This window comes from Streptomyces sp. NPDC059787, from assembly GCF_042732315.1.
Classification (GTDB): domain Bacteria; phylum Actinomycetota; class Actinomycetes; order Streptomycetales; family Streptomycetaceae; genus Streptomyces; species Streptomyces atrovirens.
Genome location: NZ_JBHWHX010000013.1, coordinates 24596 through 43440 on the forward strand (window position 1 = coordinate 24596; position 18845 = coordinate 43440).

At 72.7% G+C, this 18845-nt stretch carries 16 protein-coding genes; 8 read left to right on the forward strand and 8 right to left on the reverse strand.

What is annotated here, in order from left to right:
- Nucleotides 1–226: 226 nt before the first annotated feature.
- The 3 genes from ACFV5H_RS14830 to ACFV5H_RS14840 all read left to right on the forward strand — a co-directional run bounded on the left by ACFV5H_RS14830 (nucleotide 227) and on the right by ACFV5H_RS14840 (nucleotide 4721).
- Nucleotides 227–1759: a methyltransferase domain-containing protein gene (locus tag ACFV5H_RS14830; protein WP_385054092.1), complete on the forward strand. Its 1533-nt coding sequence runs from the start codon at nucleotides 227–229 to the stop codon at nucleotides 1757–1759.
- Between the two features lie 59 nt (nucleotides 1760–1818).
- Nucleotides 1819–3219: an FAD-binding protein gene (locus ACFV5H_RS14835; protein ID WP_385194939.1), complete on the forward strand. Its 1401-nt coding sequence runs from the start codon at nucleotides 1819–1821 to the stop codon at nucleotides 3217–3219.
- 575 nt (nucleotides 3220–3794) lie between these two features.
- Nucleotides 3795–4721, forward strand: a complete 927-nt coding sequence (locus ACFV5H_RS14840; RefSeq protein WP_385054098.1) for a GNAT family N-acetyltransferase — start codon at nucleotides 3795–3797, stop codon at nucleotides 4719–4721.
- A 15-nt stretch (nucleotides 4722–4736) separates the two neighbouring features.
- Here the strand turns inward: ACFV5H_RS14840 and ACFV5H_RS14845 are convergent, their stop codons facing one another.
- Nucleotides 4737–6062: an MFS transporter gene (locus tag ACFV5H_RS14845; RefSeq protein ID WP_385194941.1), complete on the reverse strand. Its 1326-nt coding sequence runs from the start codon at nucleotides 6060–6062 to the stop codon at nucleotides 4737–4739.
- A 240-nt stretch (nucleotides 6063–6302) separates the two neighbouring features.
- Here ACFV5H_RS14845 and ACFV5H_RS14850 point away from each other — a divergent pair, with 240 nt between their 5' ends.
- The 3 genes from ACFV5H_RS14850 (at nucleotide 6303) to ACFV5H_RS14860 (ending at nucleotide 10351) form a co-directional block, all read left to right on the forward strand.
- On the forward strand, nucleotides 6303–6845 hold the full coding sequence (locus ACFV5H_RS14850) for a carboxymuconolactone decarboxylase family protein (protein WP_385194943.1): 543 nt from the start codon (nucleotides 6303–6305) through the stop codon (nucleotides 6843–6845).
- Nucleotides 6846–6882: 37 nt separating this feature from the next.
- Entirely contained in the window at nucleotides 6883–7833 is a 951-nt protein-coding gene (locus tag ACFV5H_RS14855; protein WP_385194945.1) for an oxidoreductase, read from the forward strand.
- An 892-nt stretch (nucleotides 7834–8725) separates the two neighbouring features.
- Nucleotides 8726–10351 carry an MFS transporter gene (locus ACFV5H_RS14860; RefSeq protein ID WP_385054108.1) on the forward strand — a complete coding sequence of 542 codons (1626 nt, stop codon included), beginning with the start codon at nucleotides 8726–8728 and terminating at the stop codon, nucleotides 10349–10351.
- Between the two features lie 131 nt (nucleotides 10352–10482).
- On the opposite strand, the gene ACFV5H_RS14865 is transcribed toward ACFV5H_RS14860, so the two are convergent.
- On the reverse strand, nucleotides 10483–10866 hold the full coding sequence (locus ACFV5H_RS14865) for a winged helix-turn-helix transcriptional regulator (protein ID WP_385054111.1): 384 nt from the start codon (nucleotides 10864–10866) through the stop codon (nucleotides 10483–10485).
- Between the two features lie 101 nt (nucleotides 10867–10967).
- On the opposite strand from ACFV5H_RS14865, the gene ACFV5H_RS14870 reads away from it, so the two are divergent.
- Nucleotides 10968–11369: a RidA family protein gene (locus tag ACFV5H_RS14870; protein WP_385054114.1), complete on the forward strand. Its 402-nt coding sequence runs from the start codon at nucleotides 10968–10970 to the stop codon at nucleotides 11367–11369.
- A 335-nt stretch (nucleotides 11370–11704) separates the two neighbouring features.
- Here ACFV5H_RS14870 and ACFV5H_RS14875 read toward each other — a convergent pair whose 3' ends face one another.
- From ACFV5H_RS14875 to ACFV5H_RS14890, 4 genes are all read right to left on the reverse strand, one after another.
- A complete protein-coding gene (locus tag ACFV5H_RS14875; protein ID WP_385054117.1) occupies nucleotides 11705–12628 on the reverse strand; it encodes an NADP-dependent oxidoreductase in 924 nt (307 codons plus the stop codon).
- 106 nt (nucleotides 12629–12734) lie between these two features.
- The gene (locus ACFV5H_RS14880; RefSeq protein WP_385054120.1) at nucleotides 12735–13130 is read right to left on the reverse strand and encodes a MerR family transcriptional regulator; all 396 of its coding nucleotides are present in this window, start codon (nucleotides 13128–13130) and stop codon (nucleotides 12735–12737) included.
- Nucleotides 13131–13466: 336 nt separating this feature from the next.
- Complete coding sequence (locus tag ACFV5H_RS14885; RefSeq protein WP_385194949.1) at nucleotides 13467–14162, reverse strand: hypothetical protein; 696 nt, start codon at nucleotides 14160–14162, stop codon at nucleotides 13467–13469.
- Nucleotides 14163–14246: 84 nt separating this feature from the next.
- Complete coding sequence (locus ACFV5H_RS14890) at nucleotides 14247–15533, reverse strand: RNA-guided endonuclease InsQ/TnpB family protein (RefSeq protein ID WP_385054125.1); 1287 nt, start codon at nucleotides 15531–15533, stop codon at nucleotides 14247–14249.
- A 251-nt stretch (nucleotides 15534–15784) separates the two neighbouring features.
- On the opposite strand from ACFV5H_RS14890, the gene ACFV5H_RS14895 reads away from it, so the two are divergent.
- A complete protein-coding gene (locus ACFV5H_RS14895; protein WP_385054128.1) occupies nucleotides 15785–15943 on the forward strand; it encodes a hypothetical protein in 159 nt (52 codons plus the stop codon).
- Nucleotides 15944–16054: 111 nt separating this feature from the next.
- Here ACFV5H_RS14895 and ACFV5H_RS14900 read toward each other — a convergent pair whose 3' ends face one another.
- Together ACFV5H_RS14900 and cmdF are read right to left on the reverse strand one after the other, a co-directional pair.
- Complete coding sequence (locus ACFV5H_RS14900) at nucleotides 16055–17044, reverse strand: hypothetical protein (protein WP_385054130.1); 990 nt, start codon at nucleotides 17042–17044, stop codon at nucleotides 16055–16057.
- Nucleotides 17045–17176: 132 nt separating this feature from the next.
- Entirely contained in the window at nucleotides 17177–18787 is a 1611-nt protein-coding gene (gene cmdF / locus ACFV5H_RS14905) for a tyrosine 2,3-aminomutase (RefSeq protein WP_385054133.1), read from the reverse strand.
- Nucleotides 18788–18845 lie beyond the last annotated feature (58 nt).

The following is an 18845-nucleotide window of genomic DNA, read 5'->3' on the forward strand; positions in this document are numbered from 1 at the left end:
CGGCGCGTCCGTTCCGCAGGCGGGGCCCGGCGGCCCCGCGGCCCCGCGGCCCCCGCAAGGAGGGCAGTCCAGAAGATGCGGCGGCGCGTGCGGCACTGGCAGCATCCCCACGACCGGCCCCTTTCGTCGCAGGTCAGCGCGTAGGTAAGCGCGCAAGTCAGCGCGCCGGTCACGCAGGGAGCCGGGTGACGCCGGTGACGCCGCACCGATGCAGGAAGGACGCCCCGTGAACGCAGCCACCGCCCACGCCACCGACGCCCTGATCGACGCCTTCGTGAACGCCGCGCCGGAACAGGCGGAGCACCACTACCGCACGCTGGTCGAGGCGGTGTGGGACGACGGCGAACCCACCGCGTCGGCCCTCGACGCCGTACCCGCCCTGGCCGCCGCCCTCGAACGGGCCGGCGACGGGCGCCGCGGGCACCTGGCGATCCTGCTCGGCCTGCTCGCCGAGTCCGAACACCCCACCGTCGCCGGGCCGGTGGCCCGCGCGGTCCGCGTCCACCTGGACGCGTACCTGGAGCTGCTGCGCACCGAGGGCATCGGCACCCCGCTGACCCTCGCCCTGCTCTACCTGCTGTCGCACTTCCCGGCCGACCGGGACGAGATCCTCGCCGCCGTCTCCGGCCTGGAACTGGACCCGGCCGACCTCTCCCGCCTCGACCGCGCCCTGAGCGAACTCGACCCCGGCCGGCCCGGACTGGGCCGCGTGTGGCCCTCCCCGTCCGTGTGGACCCTCAACGAGGACGAAGTCGCCTTCGACCAGAGCTGGGTGAAGGCCCTGAGCCCGCAGCAGCTCCTGGCCGCCTGGGACAACGACACCCGCACGGTCCTCGGCTGCACCGGGGCCCGCGCCTACTGGGCGGTGTGCCACGGCGACCCGGCCGACGCCCCGGCCGCCGCCGTCCCCGACCGGGCCCGTGCCACCGCCCCCGCCGCGGGACCCGAACTGATCGCCGCGCACGCCGCCGTGCTGCGCTGCCCCGCCTGCCACAAGGAACTCGAGCCGGGCGACGGGCGCTTCACCTGCACCGGCTGCGCCGCGGACTATCCGGCCGCGGGCGGCATCCTCGACCTGACCGCCCCCGTCGGCGAGGAGGCGGGCGTGGACGACTTCCTGGAGAAGCTGTCCCAGGTGCCCAGCATGGGCCTGTTCTACGAGGCCGTGGCCCGCCCCTCGTTCCTCCGGGTGGCCGGCTCCAACTGGGGCGGCGCCGTCACCCCCGACGACGAGGACCGCTACATCGCCGAGCACGTGACCCCCGTCGACGGCCCCGTCGTCGACCTCGCGGCCGGGGCCGGCCGGTGGACCACCGTGATCGCCGAGGCCGTCGGCGCCGACCGCCTCGTCGCGGTCGACAGCTCGCTGCCCATGCTCAACGTGCTGCGCGGCCGGCTGCCCGACGTGCCCGCCGTGCTGGCCGGCGCCGCCGACCTGCCCTTCGCCGACGCCTCCGTCGGCGCGGTCGTGTGCTGGAACGCCCTGCAGGCCTTCTACGACGAGGCGCCGGCCGCCATCGCCGAGGCCGGCCGGATCCTGCGGCCCGGCGGCACCTTCACCGCGATGACGTTCCGCCGTTCCGAGGACCCCGTCTACCGCTACTTCCAGTCGGCCCACCGCTTCCCGCAGCACGAGGGCGGACTGCGGCTGTTCGATCCGGAGGACCTCAGGCGCTGGCTGGCCGAGGCGGGCCTGACCATCCGCGAGGAGAGCGGGCCGGGCACCTTCGTGTTCCTCACCGCCGTCAAAGAGGCCTGACAGCCGGTCGGCCCCGCCCGGCCACCGATACGGAAGCCCGCTACGGAAGGAATCCGTCCATGTCCCTCTCCGACGTCCGGGAGGCGGCCCTCGCCCGGCCCGGGAGCCCGGAGTACGAGCGGGCCACCGCCGCGTTCAACCTCGCCGCCCCGCCCCGCCCGGCCGCCGCCGTCGTCGCGCGCACCCCCGGTCAGGTACGGGCCGCCGTGCGCACCGCGGTCCGGGCCGCCCTGCCGGTGCGCGTGCACAGCACCGGGCACGCCTCCGGCGCCGTACGGCCCGCCGACGGCGCCCTGCTCATCCGCACCGAACTCGCGGGCGGCGTCGAGATCGACCCCGTCCGCCGCACCGCCCGCGTCCCGGCCGGCACCACCTGGGGCGAGGTCGTCCGCGCGGCGGCCCCGTACGGGCTCGCCGCCGCGCACGGCTCGGCCGAGCACGTCGGCGTCGTCGGCTACCTGCTCGGCGGCGGCGTCAGCTTCTACGGCCGCGGCACAGGACTCGCCGTCAACACCGTCCGCGCCGTCGAACTGGTCACCGCCGACGGGGAGTCGGTGCGCGCCGACGCCGGGAACGAACCCGAGCTGTTCTGGGCGCTGCGCGGCGGAGGCGGCGGGTTCGGTGTCGTCACCGGTGTCGAGATCGGCCTCTTCCCCGTCGCGCAGGTCGTCACCGGTGCCTGCTACTGGTCCGCCGCGCACGCCCGGCCGCTGCTGGACCGTTGGCGGGCGTGGTCACGCCACGCGCCGCGCGAGGCCACCACGTCCCTGCGCATCATGAACCTGCCCCCGGTCCCCGGCGTCCCGCCGCAGCTCGCCGCCGGCCCGGTGCTCTGCGTCGACGGCGCCGTCCTCGCGCGTCGTGCGGAGGACACCGCGACGGCCCACGAGACGGCGGCGGGACTCCTCGGCCCGCTGCGCGACATCGCCGAGCCGCTGCTGGACACCTGGGCGCCGACCGGACCCGCCGGGGTGCTGGACGCCCACATGGACCCCGCGGAACCGGTCCCCTTCATCGGCGACCACCTGCTGCTGCGCGAGCTGGACGACGCCGGCGGCGAAGCCTTCCTGGGCGCCGTCGGCGAAGGGTCGGGCTCACCGCTGGCCGTGGCCACGCTGCGCCAGCTCGGCGGGGCGTTCGCCGAGGCCCACCCGGAGGGCGGCGCGCTGTCCCAGGTGGACGCGGCCTACGCGTACATGGGGTCCGGCCCGCCTTTCGGACCGGTCACCGTCCAGGCCCTGCACGACCACTGCGCCACCGTGCGGGAGGCACTCGCACCCTGGGACACGGGGAGCACCGTGCCGTCCCTGGTCGAGGGGTACGGGCGTCCGCAGCTCCACCTCGACCGGGACCGCGCGGCCGCCGTCGGCCGGGTGCGGGACCGCGTCGACCCGCACGGTGTGTTCGCCGGGGACGTCGCCCCCGGCGCGGCCGGTCCGGTCCGGCGTGAACCGCGGTAGGCGGGCCGGCGGCCCGGTGCCCGCGAGGGTGTCCGAGCAAATCGTTTCTTCACCCGGCGGGCGCCCCCGCCACGGCGGACACGGCGCCCCCGACCGGTGTTTGCCCGGCAGACGGGGACAATTTCCGCACGTCACGAGGGCAGAGAGCAATCTGGAAGAACATCCGGAACCACTTCGCCAAGTAGCATCCGACTACGCCGAAGGGCGTTGGCCGGAGCGAAGGGCGGTGAGGTGCCATGGCGTTCGACGGACGCCGTGCCGGCGCCCCGCGCCGCATCCCGGCCGCCCCCGCGAGGCGTCCGCGCCTCCGCCCCGGCGCCTTACCCGGCCGAGCGCCCGGCACGGTCCGGATCTCCACCGGATCGCTGCCCGCCCGGACCGGACGACGCAGACGCTGACGACTCCGTACGGCCCACGGTGTGTCCGGCGACCCCGTTTCCGCCGGCTCCGCGACCGGGAAGGGGCGCCGCCGCGCCCTCGGCCCTCCCGTCCGCGCCGCCCACCCGTCGCCGACCGCCCCGGGCGATGACTCGCCGACCCATGATCGATCCCCCCAGGAAGGGGCACGAATTTCCATGACCGTGCCGGGAGAATTCGTCCTCAGGCGCTCCGCGGACGTCTCCGTGGACACGCTGGTGCGACTGGTCAGGGCGTACGAGGAAGGCAGTACGGGCACGGCCGAGTGCACCCACGAGGACATCCGGCTGACGCTCTCGCACCCCCACTACGCGGACAACAGCTGGTGCCTGACCGGCCCCGGCGACGAACTGCTGGCCTGGGCGTCACTGGCCCTGGGCGGCGGCACCGCAGCCGAGGCGGCCCTCACGGTCCCGCCGGGCCCGCGCAGCGCCCCGGCGGCCCGCTTCCTGATCCTGCACCTGCTGGACCGCACGGACGAGCTCGGACTGGCCCGGGGCACCCCGCTTGGCCTGGACGTCGGCGGGGTCCTCGAAGGCGACCAGGTGCTGCCCCGCGTCCTGGAGGAGACCGGCTTCGTACGCGGTGCCACGCTCACCCAGTACGACGTCGACCTGTCGCACGGGGCGCCGCCGGCGGCCCTGCCCCCGGCCGGGCACATCCGGCCGGCCGTGTCGGACCGGGACGCCGAGGTGCTGCACGGCCTGCACCTGCGCAGCCGTTCCCGGGTCCCCAAGACGTACGACCCCGCCCTCTTCCGGGCCAGGATCCGGCGGCTGGGCGAGTTCTCCGGGTTCGCGCTGCTCCTGGAGGTGGGCGGCCACCCCGCCGGTCACGTCCTGGCGTACGCGGCGGACGACCGGGGCCGCGTCCTGGAGGCCGCCGTCGCCCCCGCCCTGCGCGGGATCGGCGTGGGTCTCGCCCTGGTGGCGGCGGCCCTCACGGAACTGCGCCGGCGCGGATGCGCACAGGCCCTCGTCGCCGTCGACACGACCCAGCTCCTCGACCCCGACGCCCTGCGCCGGGACCTCGGCGTCCGCGGTGAACGGGCGGTGACCTACTTCCACCGCGAACCCGAGCTCTGACCCTCTCTTCTCACTTCACCTGGTGAGCGTGAGCCCGGCCCGGTCCAGCACGGGGCGGGCGGCGTCCGGGCGGCGGGAGAGCACCGCCGCCGGCAGCGACAGCAGGACGGCCGCCATCACCGCTGCGATGAACCAGCCGGAGGCGTCCCGTTCGGCGGCGAACGTGGCCGACACCGGCATGACGGCACCGAGCACCGCACTGGTCACGGCGTTGGGCAGCCCGATCCCCAGGGCGCGCACCTGCGGCGGGAAGATCTCCGTCAGGAGCTTGGGCAGCACCGTGGTCGCGCACGTCAGGTAGAGCACGCCGGAGCCGTAGGCGAGCAGCAGACTGGTGAAGGTGCCCCGCATGGTCAGGTACGACCAGGAGCCCGCCACCGCGAACACCACGCTCGCCGCGGCGAGGAAGCGGGCGGCCCCGATCCGGTCCGCGAGCAGACCGAGCGGGACGTTGACCACCATGAGGAATGCGGTGACGGTCACGGCGACCCACATCATCGTGCCGGGCTCGGCCATCCGCCCGCCCAGCGCGGGGACGACCGCGGTCCAGGTACCGCCGACGGTGCCCGTACCGGCCACGAACAGCACGGCGAGCAGGACCTGGCGCCGGTGGGCGCCCAGGACCCGGCGCACCGAGCCGCGGCCCGCCCGGCTGCTCACCTCGCGGCGGAACACGTCGGTCTCGGCCAGCCGGGCGCGCAGCACCAGCAGCACCAGGCCGAGGACGCCGCCGACCAGGAACGGCACCCGCCACCCCCACGACGCCATGGCCTCGGAACCGATCGCGGCGGTCAGCACGCCGCCCAGCAGGGAGGCGGTGAACGCGCCGGCGCAGGTGGTCAGCGAGAACAGGCTGCCGTACGCGCACTTGCGCCGCTCCGGAGCGACCTCCATCAGATAGGTGGCCGCGGCCGGCCACTCGCCGCCGTGCGAGATGCCCTGGGCGGCCCGCGCCAGGAGCAGCACGAGCGGCGCGAGCAGTCCGATCCGCTCGTACGTCGGGGTGATTCCGATGAGGAACGAGCCGCCCGCCATGAGGGAGATGGCCAGCATCAGCGCCGGCCTCCTGCCGCGCCGGTCGGCGAACCGGCCCAGCAGCAGGCCGCCGAGCGGCCGCATCAGGACACCGGCGCCGAGGACCGCGAACACTCCCAGTACGGAGGTCAGGGTGTTGTCGGAGGGGAAGAACCGGGCGGCGAACAGCGGCGCGAACAGCCCGTACGCCAGCCAGTCGAAGGACTCGATGAAATTGCCGACGACCGTCGCGGCGACCGAGCGCCGGTGGGCCTTCCCGTGCGCGGGCACGGACGCGGGCATGGACGCGGACACGGATGCGGGCATGAGGCTCCGTAAGTCGTTGGGCGGCCCGGAAGGGCAGGGACGGCCGGCCGCCCCTGCCCGGGGCGACCGGCCGGTGCCCATCGTGGAAAGCGGCACGGGTTCCGGCCAACTCCGAGCGTGCGCACCTTCGGCGGCCGTCCGCCGCGGGCCCCGGGGCTGCGCATCCTCGGAGTTGGCCGCCCTCCCGGCCGCTGACGACGATGGGCACCGACCGAGCCCGCCCCAGTGAAGGGTGTTCCGATGGCGCACATCACGCTCGACAACGACCTGCCCGGCATCAGCGGCCTGATGGCCCAGCGTCCCGACACCGGGGCCCCGCTGAACCGGCTCGCGGAGACGCTGCTGCGCAGCGGCGACTCTCCGCTGACCCGCGGCGAGCGCGAGCTGATCGCCGCCTACGTCTCGCACCTCAACAGCACGCCGTTCTGCGCCGGTTCCCACAGCGCGTTCGCCGCCGCCCAGCTGGACGGCGGTGCCGACCTGGTCCGGGCGGTCCTCGCCGACCCGGAGGGGGCCCCGGTCCCCGCACTGCTGAAGAGCCTGCTGCGGGTCGCCGCCGAGGTGCAGACCCAGGCCCGTCCCGTCTCCGACGAGGCGGTACGCGCCGCACGCGCCGAGGGCGCCACCGACGCCCACCTGCACGACACGGTGCTGATCGCGGCGGCCTTCTGCATGTACAACCGCTACGTCAGCGGCCTGGCCACCGACGCGCCCTCCGACCCGGCCTACTACGACGTCACGGCGGACTTCATCGTCCGGCACGGCTACGGAGCCGCGGCCTGACCTTCCGCGGCGCGTGCCGCCACCCGAGGAGACTCCCATGGACTGGTCCCCGGCCGGTGTCCCCGGCCAGTACGGCAGAACGGCCCTGGTCACCGGCGGCAGCGGCGGCCTCGGACTCGAGGTGGCCCGGGCGCTCGCCGAACGCGGTGCGCACGTCGTCCTGGCCTGCCGCAGCACCGCACGCGGCCGGGCCGCCGCGGCCCGTATCGGAGGGAGCACCGAGGTCGTCCGTCTCGACCTCGCCTCCCTGGACTCGGTACGCCGGGCCGCGGACGAGGTACGGCGCCGGCACTGGCGGCTCGACCTGCTGGTGAACAACGCGGGGGTGATGTTCCCCGCCCGTCCGCGCACCGAGGACGGCTTCGAGCCCCACTTCGGCGTCAACCACCTGGGTCACTTCGCCCTGACCGGACTGCTGCTGGACCTGATGCGCCCGGTTCCCGGCTCCCGCGTGGTGACGGTGGCCAGCCTCGCCCACCGGGCCGGCCGGGGCGCCCTGGACGGACCGGGGGCCCGTGACGGCGCCGGCCACCGCTCACTGAGCGCCTACGGCCGGTCGAAGCTGGCGAATCTGCTGTTCGCCCGGGAGTTGCAGCGGCGGCTGGCCGGCAGCGGAGCCGAGACCCTCTCCGTCGCCGCGCACCCGGGCCTGTCGGCGACCGCCCTGTGGCAGGGGGAGGCGCCCGTGTGGCTGCGCCCGGTGAGCGGGGTCGCGCTACGGCTGCTGGCACAGCCTCCCGAGCGGGCGATGCTGCCGGTGCTGCGCGCCGCCACCGATCCCGGCCTGCCGGGAGGGGCCTACCTCGGCCCCGGCGAACGGTTCGAGAGCCGGGGTGCGCCGGCCCCCGCGTCCTCCAGCCGCGCCTCACGTGACGCCTCGGCGCGGCTCTGCCTGTGGGAGCTGTCGGAGGCGCTGACCGGCGTCCGCTACAGCCTCGCGCCGGCGCGCACCGCGGCGGGCGGCTCCCCGACGACGGCCGGACGATGAGCACCCCGGCCGGCGCCCGCCTCGACGACGGCCCCGACGGGCCCTTCCGGCGGGCCGCCGCCTGGGCCTGGGCCTGGCGTGACTTCGACATCGGCCTGCCGGACACCGAAGACCCGCCGGGGAGCGGGGGATCGCCGGGGGCCGAGGGGCTGCCGGATGTGAAAGGTCTGCCGAGGGCCGAAGGGCTGCCGGGAACCGGGGGATTGCCATGGGCCGAAGGCCTGCCGGGAACCGGGAGTCCGCCGGAGGCGTCTGCTGCCCCGCGGCCCGCTTCCCCGGACACACCCGCGTCTGCCGCCCCCACCTCCGTACCTCCTGCCGCAGCCGCGCCCGTGCCGGAGGTCCAGCCCTGCCCCGTACGGCGCAGACCCCGTCCCGCCCGGCGCCGGCACGGCCACCGTCTCGGTACCGACCCGCGGAGATGAAGCGGCTCTCCGCCCCCGCCACCACGGCCCGGAGGGGAGAGGGCCGTGGCGGAGCGGGGACCGGGAGCGGGCCGACGTCGGTGAGCCGACCGCGCCTCAGAAAGGCGGTCGATGCGGGTCCCGGTGTCAGGAGAAGGAGAACAGCCGGCCACCGCCCTCCCCTTGTCGAGGCCCGGGCCCACCTGGCAGACGGTGACCTCGACTCCCCGCGGATCGTGGCGAGCCGGGCGTTCCGGCCGCTGTGTCCACGAAGTTACGGGCCCCGCTTCGGCCTGGGCATTCTCCAAGTCGCTTCATGCGGCCCGCGGATTCCGCATCCGGACTCAGCACGCAGGGAGATGCGGGCGCGGCAGGCCCCGGAGGACGGTGGCGGGTGGGCCCGACGCACGCGGTACGCGCAGTACACGGGCGCCACCGCACCCACACCCACACGCGCACGACCCATGACGAGGGGAAGTAACAGGCACATGACTGCAGGCGGTGCTCCCAAAGCCGGGCGGAAGGAGTGGATCGGGCTGGGCATCCTCGCTCTGCCGACCCTCCTCGTGGCCCTCGACGTCTTCGTACTCCTCCTGGCGCTGCCGCACCTGAGCGCGGATCTCGGCGCCGACTCCAACCAGCAGCTGTGGATCATGGACATCTACGGCTTCATGGTCGCCGGTTTCCTGGTCACCATGGGCACCCTCGGTGACCGCATCGGCCGCCGCAAGCTGCTGCTGATCGGCTCGGCCGCGTTCGGTGCCGCGTCCCTGATGGCGGCCTTCGCCACCAGTCCGGGCATGCTCATCACCGCACGCGTGCTCCTGGGCATCGCCGGCGCCAGCCTGACGCCGTCCACCCTGGCCCTCATCACCACCATGTTCCAGGACGCCAAACAGCGCACGGTCGCCATCAGCCTGTGGGCGAGCTGCTTCACCATCGGCGCGATCGTCGGCCCGCTGCTCGGCGGCGTGATGCTGGAGTACTTCTGGTGGGGTTCGCTGTTCCTGATCGGCGTCCCGGTGATGGTGCTCACCCTGGTCGTCGGCCCGCGCGTCCTGCCCGAGTTCAAGAACCCCGAGGCCGGCCGTCTGGACCCGGCGAGCGTCCTGCTGAGCCTGGGCGGCACCGTCCCGGTCATCTACGGCATCAAGGAACTCGCCCGCAACGGGTGGGAGGCCCTGCCCGTCGTCGTACTGGTCGCCGGGCTCGTGATCGGCGTGCTGTTCGTCCAGCGCCAGCGCCGGCTGAGCAGTCCGCTCCTCGACGTCACCCTGTTCGCCCACGGCCGGTTCACCGCCGCGCTGCTCAGCCTGCTCGCCTACAGCCTCATCGGCGGTACGGTCATGCTCTTCATGACCCAGTACTTCCAGGCCGCCCAGGGCATGTCCCCGTTCGAGGCGGGACTGGGCATGCTGCCCGGCATGGCCGCGGCCACCGTCTCCTTCGCGGTGTGCCCGATCATCGCCCGCAAGGTCCGTCCCGCGTACGTCATCGGCGCGGGCATCGCGGGCGTGACCGCCGTCCTGCTCACCTTCACCCAGCTCGACGCCGGTTCCGGCACGGCCGTGCTGATCGCCGGGTTCGCCGTGTTCTCCTTCTGCGGCGCCCCGATCGTGGCGCTGGGCACGAGCATGGTCGTGGGCACCGTCCCCGTGGAGAAGGCCGGTTCGGCCGGGGCCCTGTCCCAGATGAGCAACGAGTTCGGAGCCGCCCTCGGTGTGGCGACCCTGGGCACCGCGGGCCTGGCCGTCTACCGGAACGAGATCGCCGACACCGTCCCGGCGGGCGTGCCCGCCGGCGCCGCCGACGCCGCCCGCGACAGCGTCGCCGGTGCCGCGGCCGCCACCGACGGGTTGTCCGGACCGCTCGCCGAGACGCTGATGGAGCCCGTGCGCGTGGCCTTCACCAGCGGCCTGCACACGGTGGCCGGGGTCAGCGCGGCCCTCATCGCCGTCGCCGGCGCCTTCTTCGTCGTCCTGATGCGGCACATCCCGCCGGTCGGCCAGGAGGAGGCCCCGCCGGAGCCCGAAGCCGGGACCGAGACCGAGACCGAGAGCGAGAACAAGACCGAGACCGCGGAGGAGCCGGCGCCGAAGGTGGCGGCGGTCTGAACCTCCCCGGCGCCGAAGCACCTGGCTCGCACACGCGTCTGCCCCACCCCGGACATCCCGCGGTGGGGCAGACGCCGTTGACGGGCCCGGGAGACCCGGCCAACTCTGCCGAGGGTGCCGCCGCGTGCCCGTCAGGCGTCGAAACGGCCGCGCGCGCTCTCGATGTGACCGAGGTGCTGCTGGGTCCAGCCGCATATGACGTCGACCGCGATGCGCAGGGCCCGGCCCGGCTCGGTGAGGGTGTACTCGACTCGTGGCGGCACGGTGGGGTGCACCTTCCGGTCGACCAGGCCGTTGCGCTCCAGCATGCGCAGGTTCTGGGTGAGCATCTTGTGGCTGACGCCCTCGACCTCGTCCCGCAGCTCGCTGAAGCGCAGGGTGCGCTCGCCGAGCGCCTCGATGATCAGGAGCGCCCACTTGTTGGCGACGTCCGAGAAGATCTCCCGCGCCAGGGAGTCCGCGCGCCGCAGGTCGGCGTCCTCGGGCAGGCCCTCGAGCAGATGCTTGGTCACCATGAGGTTCCTCAGTCACTGAAAAGTGCGTTCTTCCAGGTCAGCCCTCACTCTCCTACAGTTCCCGAGTAACCACCAGAGAGCGGATCGGAAGGGCGAACTCCATGACCACCCTCGATGTCCTCAGCTACGGCATACCGGCCGAGAGCGACTTCGGCTACGCGCAGGCGATCAGGTCCGGCGAGCTGGTCCACGTCTCCGGACAGCTCGCGTTCGACGACGCGGGCGGGTTCCTCCACGCGGGCGACTTCGCCGCCCAGCTCGAGCGGACCCACGCCAACATGGACAGGGTCCTGGACCACTACGGCGCCACCCGGAACCAGATCGTCTCGCAGACCCTGTACGTGGTGGACCTGCGGCGGAACGCCACGGCGACGGCGGAGGGCAACCTGGCGTACTTCGGCGGCCACCGTCCGGCCAGTACGGTCGTGGGCGTCAGCGAACTGACCCTGCCCGGCCAGGTCGTCGAGATCGGTTTCGTCATCGACACGAGGCTGCCCGCCTGAGGAGCCGCCGGCCTTCAGCCGTTCGGTGAGCGCGTGGAGCCGGCGGGCGTTTGTCCGCTTGTCGGTGGAGCGCCGACGACAGAGAGAAGCCCCCTCGGAGCAAGACCCGTCGCGTCCATGAAGGACACCCCGCCGCCGGAGAACCTCGCGACGACGAAGAGCACCGTGCCGTCCGGGAACGTCGCGCCGTCGAAAGACACCGTGCCGCCTGTCGGCGTACGCCTGAACGTTGCTCAACCCCGTACAGGTGAACGTGCTCGGTTGATGATGCGCTGGCCACGGGTTCTCGTCAGTCCGCAGTGGACGGTCGGCAGTGTCGGAGGGCCGGGTACTTCTCATGCCACCTTGATGACGACCTTGCCCGAGGTGTGGCCGTTCTCGACGGTGGCGAGGGCGGCCGGGGCGTCGGAGAGCGGATGGACCGCGGTGATCACGGGTGCGAGGAGTCCGTCGAGGGCCAGCTGGGCCGACCGCTCCAGGTTCTCGCGGTCGACGCGACGCTCGACGAAACGTCCGCCGAGATCGGACACGGACATATCACCCACGGCGATGACGTTGCGGGGATCCCGGGCCAGCGGAGCGACCGTCCGCAGCGAGGCGCCTCCGGCCAGGTCGACGATCCCGTTGAAGCCGTCCGGAACCAGCTCGCGTGCCGCGGCGGCGACGTCCTCGGCGGTGTAGTCGATGAACCGCACCCCGATGGCCTCGGCATGCTCGCGTTTGGCAGTACTCCCGGTGCCGATCACACGCAGCTCGCGCCCGATGGCCAGCCGGGCGACGACGAGGCCGACCCCGCCCCCGACCCCGTTGACCAGGACCGTGGCACCGGCCGGGAGGCCGAGCTGGTCGAACACGTCCACCGCGGTCGTCCCGGCCACCGGCAGCGTTGCCGCCACGGTCGCGGACAGACCCTCCGGGATGCGCGCGGTGTGCGGCGCGGACAGCACCGTCGTCTCGGCGTAGGTGCCGCCACCGGTGAGTGCGAAGCCGAAGACCGCGTCACCCACCTCGAGCCCGGTGACGTCCTCGCCCCGGGCGAGAACGGTTCCGGCTGCCTCCATGCCCAGCACGCGGGGAAACGGACGCCCGCCGTCGAGCCCGTCGACCAGACCCGAGCGCAGCAGGTGGTCGAGGGGATTCACGCCGGCGACGTCGACCTGGATCAGCACCTCGCCGCGACCGGGGACAGGGTCGGGACGATCGAAGAACTCCTGCACCTCGGGTCCGCCATACCTGCCGAAACCCCACGCCTGTCCCATCTTCCGCCGCCTCTCGTACGACCGGCCCGGTGATTCCGGGCGTTGTCGCCATCCTCACCTCTGACATTGATGTGAGGGGCAACCGGCTGAGACGCAGATCACAGCTTCAGGCCGACCGCGCCACCGGTTCCGGGGCCGTGGACAGCTCCGCCCGGTGCCGGCTGTTGGCCCTGATCAGAATGTCGAGTGCATCCCGGGTCTCGATCAGGTGCGCGATGTCGGCGTCGATCCGGTCGCGCTCGCGCGTCATCGCCGTGAACGTCTCCTCGGCGACGGCCAGGTCACCCGGGACGTCCACGCACGGCAGCACAGTCGCGATCACCCTGCTGGACATACCCGCGTCGAACAGCTGTCGGATGAGGGACACGCGCTGGACCGCAGCATCGGAATAGTGACGCTGCCCCGCTTCGGAGCGTGAGCTGGTCAGCAGGCCCTGCTCTTCGTAGTACCGCAGTGAGCGCGGACTCACGCCCGTGCGCTTGGACAACTCGCCTATCCGCATCCCTGAGAGCCTACGCCGCGCGCTCCAGGCCCGGACCGCCGTCGAGTCATGGACGCTCGCTGACACCCTCACGGCCGCAGGGTCGTCCTCCCGGTCCCACGACTGAGCACTTCTCCCGGTACGCCGACACCGCCGGAGAATGTTGCTCGACCGAAGAACACCGCACGTTCGCCCACCTGCACTGGTTCCGTCGCCTACGGATCCACTGGGAGATACGCGACGACATCCACGAAGCCTTTCTTGTCTTCGGATGCGTCGTCATCTGCTGGAGGCGTCTCACCGCGCCACGACGGCAGACGGACCCTGCACCGCATGCCCCGTGCCCCATGGGGCCGGTCAGTGCACGCGTTCACCGCACTCTGCCGGAAACAGGACGGCGCCGGGCGGCAGTTCGCCCGGACGCCGCCCCATCACACGCAGGCACGCTTCAACAGTGCCCTCCACGGGTGGGTATTCGAGGGCAACCTCGTCCAGCACGGCGATCTCACCAACGAGGTGCAGTTCCACCGCGTGCACGCCGCCCGGGAAACAACCGACCAGGGCCCCGAAGGCTGCCGTGTCATTGCCGTCGGCGACGCACTCTCGGATCTCGAAACGCCAGTGCTCGGCCGCATCGGCAAGCAGCGCCCTGCCCCGCTTGCCCAGTCCGGCGAGGAGAGCCGTGCGGGCTCGCAGATGGTGGGCGATGGCGCAGCAGATCGGGATTGCTGTGCCGTAGGACGTCGTCACCCGCGTGTACTCGGCGTGAGGACAGGACGACAGGGCCTCGCCGACCAGCTCCAACGCGGTGTCCCGAGCCGCCGGGTGACCCTGCTGAGCGATGTCCAGGAGCCGAGGGGCCGCGACCGCAGCCGCCGGAAACACTGCGGCACTGTGGCCATGGACGATTCCGCCGCCGCTGAGCAGCGAGCCGGCCTCCGCCGCCTCCACCAGGTTCGACGCATCGGCCAGCGCGCGCAGACCGCGGGCGGCACGAGCCGGTTCATACCAGTCGGGATGGCCTGGTACGGCACCCCAGTCCACCGCGTCCATCGCATCCAATTCCCGCAAGCAGCGGCTTCAGGAGAAGCAGCGCCGCCAGTTGGCGGTGGTCGACACCTTGACATCCTCCCCCTCTTAAAAGAGGGGGATTCCAACCCAGACGGGTTGAGGTTCACGGGCGCTCGAGCGGCTGGTGGCCGCTGTCACCCCTCCGGCACCGGCTGTGCGCCGGGGGTGGGGGATCCCGCCCTGTCCTGCCGCGACGTTGACTGCTGCGTTCTCGTCGGCGTTGCAGGTGAACCCGCAGGATGTGCAGACGAACTCGGCTTGGCTCTTGCGCGAGTTCTTCTCGATCCAGCCGCAGGCACTGCACCGCAGCGACGTGTAGGGGGCGGGCACGTCCTCCACCCGCCCGGGGGCCTTCTCGCCGGTGCGGCGGCGCAGCAGGCCCCAGCCCTGGGCGAGAATCGCCCGGTTCAGCCCGGCCTTCTGCCGGATGTTCCTGCCCGGCTGCTCGATCGTTCCTTTCGCGGAGCGGGTCATGGTCGTGATGGTGAGCTTTTCGAACCGGATCAGACCGTAGGTGCGGGCGAGCATGGTCGAGGTCTTCTCGCACCAGTCCTTGCGCCGGTCCGCCTCCCGCGCCTTGAGCCTGGCCACCTTCGCGTGCTCGGCTCGTTTGCGGTCGCTGTTCTTGGGGGCGCGGACGGCCCGGCGCTGGTGTTTGCGGATCTGCGCGCGCTCGCGGGTGGTGAGCTGGGGGCAGTTCAGCTTCCGGCCATCGGACAGGGCGGCGGTGATCTTCACGCCCCGGTCGATCCCGACGATCTCACCCGTGCCGAGTGCAGGGATGGGGTCGGGGATGGTCGCGAAGGCAATGTGCCACCGGCCGTTGCGGAAGGTGACCCGGAACGTCTTCGCCTGCGGCAGTTCGGTGCGGGTGAGGCGGAAGCGGATCCAGCCGCAGCCGGGGACCTTCACCCGAGCCCACCGCCGGTTCAGCCTCTGCACCACCACCGAACGGCCCACCACCTGCCTGCCCTTGGCGTTCAGCTTTGGCGAACCGTCCGGATGGCACTCCGGAACGCGGTCGGTGCCGATCACCCGGAAACCCTCGTGCACGTGCTTCCTGCGCCAGGTCGGCTTACCGAACCCGGAGGTGAAGCGCGCGTTCCTGGCCTTGGCGAAGTCCTGCAACGCCTGCTGCTGCACATCCGCGTTCCCGGCGGCCAGCCAGTCGTTGTCCCGCCGGGCCTCGGTGAGCTGGCGGCACTGCTCCGCGAACCCGGGCGCAGACCTGCGGCCTGGCTGCCAGGACGCGTGCTGCTCGACGGCCAGGTTCCACACGTACCGGGCGTGCGCGCAGTGCAGCAGCATCCGCTGCTCCTGCGCGCCCGTCGGGTACATCCGGAAACGTGACATGCCGCCCAACGTAGCCCCGACACTCGTTCCTCTCTTCGCATCCGGCCCGGCTCACCCGAACGAGCGATCTACCCCTGCCACCACTCTCCACCGCGCACCGCCACACCTGTTCACAGCCGAACTCACTGCCGTCCTCTTCCGGAACACCGCATCACTCCCGAAGGCGATGCGGCTCTCCCCGTACCCCGCTCCGCGGGAACGGGCATTCACCCCGGCCCTGAAGGGACCGGGCACCCTGCCCGGCATGAGAGGTGGAACTGGCCGGGGCCGTCGCCGAGGCCGTGCAGGTGTTCGGCGACGAGCAGTCCGCGTCCGAGGGGCTCGACATGCCGGTCGAGGCGATCCGGCGTTTCCTCGGCATGGCGCAGGAGGAGACGGCCGGCTCCGGCGACGCCGCCGGAGCACCCTGAGCCCCGAGCCCGGCCCGCCGGTCAGCGGCAGGAGCCGGACGACGTCATGGGTGCGCGAACGGGCCGGGTGCGCGCCCCGCGCATCCGGCCCGTTCGCGTGCCGCCGGGGCCTCAGTGCGCCCAGGGGGCCATCGGGTACCAGATCAGGTCGCGGCGGGCCAGGATCCGCAGGTCCCAGTACAGGAGCATGAAGACGCCGGCGGCGATGAACGCCGCCGCCATCAGCGCCGAGGCGCGGCTCGGCCGGGCCGTCAGCCAGCGGTTCAGCCGGTTCCCGAAGACGACGGTGACCAGGAGGAACAGCACCGCCACGACGGCGAGGTTGCCGAGCGTCTGGAGCACGAACACCGCCGCCCCGTAGAGCGGGTTGCCGCTCTCGGCCGCGTCCCGGAACAGCTGCCGGAACAGCGGGAACGGACGCCCGATGAGGAACGCCCCGATCAGGGCGCCCATGAACAGCATCGGCGCACCGGGGAAGCGGTGCGACAGCCGCGCGAGCGGATCCCTCACCACGCCCAGCGCGGAGAGCCCGAGCACCAGCATGCACAGGCCGATGAGCCCGTACACCACCATCGCCTGGATCAGACGGCCGGACAGCCCGCCGCCCGACGGGGTCTCGTCGAACTGCGGCATCCCGGTGCCGACCAGCGCGACGAGCACCCCGTACAGCGCCGACACGACGATCGCGCCCAGGGCGAGTCTGCTCAGCGGCTGCAGCGCGGCGGTCAGCCGCCGGCGCGGTGAGGAGGGGCCGCCGGTCAGCGGGGCCAGCGCGCTGAACACGGCGACGTTGCACGCGGTGAACGTGCCCGCCACCCCGGTCGCCACGGCGAAGGCCAGACCGGCCAGGGCGCCGGCGATGGGGCTGTCCTTGGCGTGGTGTCCGAGCAGGGTGTCGGCGACGTTGTCGCCGATGGTGCTGTCGACGAACTCCGCCGACCACACCACCGTCAGGGCGAAACCGAACAGCGCGCTCACCACGGCGACCAGCAGCCGCCGCCGCGGCACGTGGCCGTTGAAGAAGAACGAGGGCGTACGCGAGGTGCCGGTCCGTGGCGGGGCCGGGGCGTCCAGGGTGGGACGCTGTGTCACTTGAGTCATGGAAACGCCTTTCACCGAAGAGGACGGAACAGGGGACGTGCGGTGTTTCCGGGCCCCGGGAAGGGCCCCCGAACGCGGTGCGGGGGACGGCGCACCGGTCGTGCCCCGTCCCCCGCGCCGCCGTACGCCGGATCAGCGCAGCGCGATTCCCTCCCGGCTCAGGGACCGCAGGAACTCGCCCCGCGACAGCGCCGCGGCGATCAGCTCGATGTCGTCGGCCATGTAGCGGTCCACGCCCAGGGTGGGCACCAGGGACCGCACCGCGTCGTACGTGGCCCGGCTCGCCGGACTCAGGTCGTCGTACCGCCGGGAGACGTCCACGGCCTGGGCGGCGGCGAGGAACTCCACCGCGAGGATGTGGTTGTTGTTCTGCAGCACCCGCCGGGCGTTGCGGGCCGCGATCAGGCCCATGCTGACGACGTCCTGGTTGTCGCCGTTGGACGGCACGCTCTGGGTGCTGGCGGGCCCGATGGTCCGGTTCTCCGCCACCAGGGCCGTCGCCGGGTAGTTCGCGCCGGCGAAACCGCAGTGCAGGCCCGGGTCGGCGGCGACGAGGAACTCCGGCAGACCGTAGCTGAGGTGCCGGTTGAGCAGCCGGTTGACCTGCCGTTCGGCGAGCACCCCGAGCTGGGTGAGCGCGATCGTGGTGAAGTCCATGACGAACGCGATGGGCTGGCCGTGGAAGTTCGCCCCGTGGAAGATCTCCTCGCCCTCGAAGAACAGGGGGTTGTCGTTGGCGGAGTTGAGTTCGGTCTCCAGCCGCCCCCGCGCGTGTTCGAGGGTGTCCCGCACCGCCCCGAGGATCTGCGGCACGGCACGCAGCGTGTACGCCTTCTGCAGGTACACGTCGGTGCGCTGGACGTCACCGCCGCCTTCCCTGGCCTTCTCCAGCTCGCGGCGCAGGTCCGCGTGGTCCAGGGCCAGACGGCTGCCCGCGAGCAGGGTCCGCATGTTGGCCGCCGAGTCGATCTGTCCCGCGTGCGGCCGGGCTACGTCGTGGCCCTCGGCCAGGAACGGGCTCCTGGACCCGCGCAGTACGTCGTTGAGGAGGCCTGAGACCACCTCCGCCTGGCGGACCTGGGTGAACGCCCGCTCCACGACGAGGGAGCCGAGACCCGTCATGGCGGAGGTCCCGTTGATCAGCGCCAGGCCCTCCTTGAAGCGCAGTTGCAGCGGGGCGATGCCCAGTTCGCGCAGGACCTTGCCCGTCTCCCGCCGCTTGCCGTCGCGCAGTACCTGGCCCTCGCCGATGAGCGTGCCGGCGAGGTGCGAGAGCGGTACGAGGTCACCGCTGGCGCCGAGCGAACCGATCTCCGGTATCGCCGGTGTGATCGCCTCGTTCAGATACAGCGCCAGGCGGTCCAGGATCTCCGGGCGGACCGCGGAGTGCCCCTTGGCGAGCGTGTTCAGACGTGCCGCCATGATGGCCCGGGCCTCGTCCTCGGCGAACAGCGGGCCCACCCCGGCGCTGTGGCTGCGCACCAGGTTCGTCTGCAGTTCGACCTCTTTCGACTTGTCGATCTGCATGTAGATCATCTCGCCGTACCCCGTGGTCACGCCGTAGATGGGGATGTTCTGCTCCGCCAGGTCCTCGAGCATCGCGCGGCTCTTGAGCGCCTTGGCGACGGCACCGGGGCACACCCCCACGGGCGCTCCCAGTTCCGCGACGCGGCCGACCGCGTCGGTGGTGAGGCTCTCACCGTCGAAGGTGACCGTGGTGGTGCCGGTGTCAGCTGTTGTCAACGCTCTCACTCCAGGTGGACGAGGCCGGACCCGACGAGGAACCGGCGGACAGGTCGGG

Coding starts and splice junctions, on each gene's coding strand:
- ACFV5H_RS14900 (WP_385054130.1), bottom strand. CDS start 17,044: ATGACTCAAGTGACACAGCGTCCCACCCTGGACGCCCCGGCCCCGCCA.
- ACFV5H_RS14850 (WP_385194943.1), top strand. CDS start 6,303: ATGGCGCACATCACGCTCGACAACGACCTGCCCGGCATCAGCGGCCTG.
- ACFV5H_RS14865 (WP_385054111.1), bottom strand. CDS start 10,866: ATGGTGACCAAGCATCTGCTCGAGGGCCTGCCCGAGGACGCCGACCTG.
- ACFV5H_RS14880 (WP_385054120.1), bottom strand. CDS start 13,130: ATGCGGATAGGCGAGTTGTCCAAGCGCACGGGCGTGAGTCCGCGCTCA.
- ACFV5H_RS14870 (WP_385054114.1), top strand. CDS start 10,968: ATGACCACCCTCGATGTCCTCAGCTACGGCATACCGGCCGAGAGCGAC.
- ACFV5H_RS14835 (WP_385194939.1), top strand. CDS start 1,819: ATGTCCCTCTCCGACGTCCGGGAGGCGGCCCTCGCCCGGCCCGGGAGC.
- ACFV5H_RS14845 (WP_385194941.1), bottom strand. CDS start 6,062: ATGCCCGCATCCGTGTCCGCGTCCATGCCCGCGTCCGTGCCCGCGCAC.
- ACFV5H_RS14890 (WP_385054125.1), bottom strand. CDS start 15,533: ATGTCACGTTTCCGGATGTACCCGACGGGCGCGCAGGAGCAGCGGATG.
- ACFV5H_RS14875 (WP_385054117.1), bottom strand. CDS start 12,628: ATGGGACAGGCGTGGGGTTTCGGCAGGTATGGCGGACCCGAGGTGCAG.
- ACFV5H_RS14855 (WP_385194945.1), top strand. CDS start 6,883: ATGGACTGGTCCCCGGCCGGTGTCCCCGGCCAGTACGGCAGAACGGCC.
- ACFV5H_RS14860 (WP_385054108.1), top strand. CDS start 8,726: ATGACTGCAGGCGGTGCTCCCAAAGCCGGGCGGAAGGAGTGGATCGGG.
- ACFV5H_RS14885 (WP_385194949.1), bottom strand. CDS start 14,162: ATGGACGCGGTGGACTGGGGTGCCGTACCAGGCCATCCCGACTGGTAT.
- ACFV5H_RS14840 (WP_385054098.1), top strand. CDS start 3,795: ATGACCGTGCCGGGAGAATTCGTCCTCAGGCGCTCCGCGGACGTCTCC.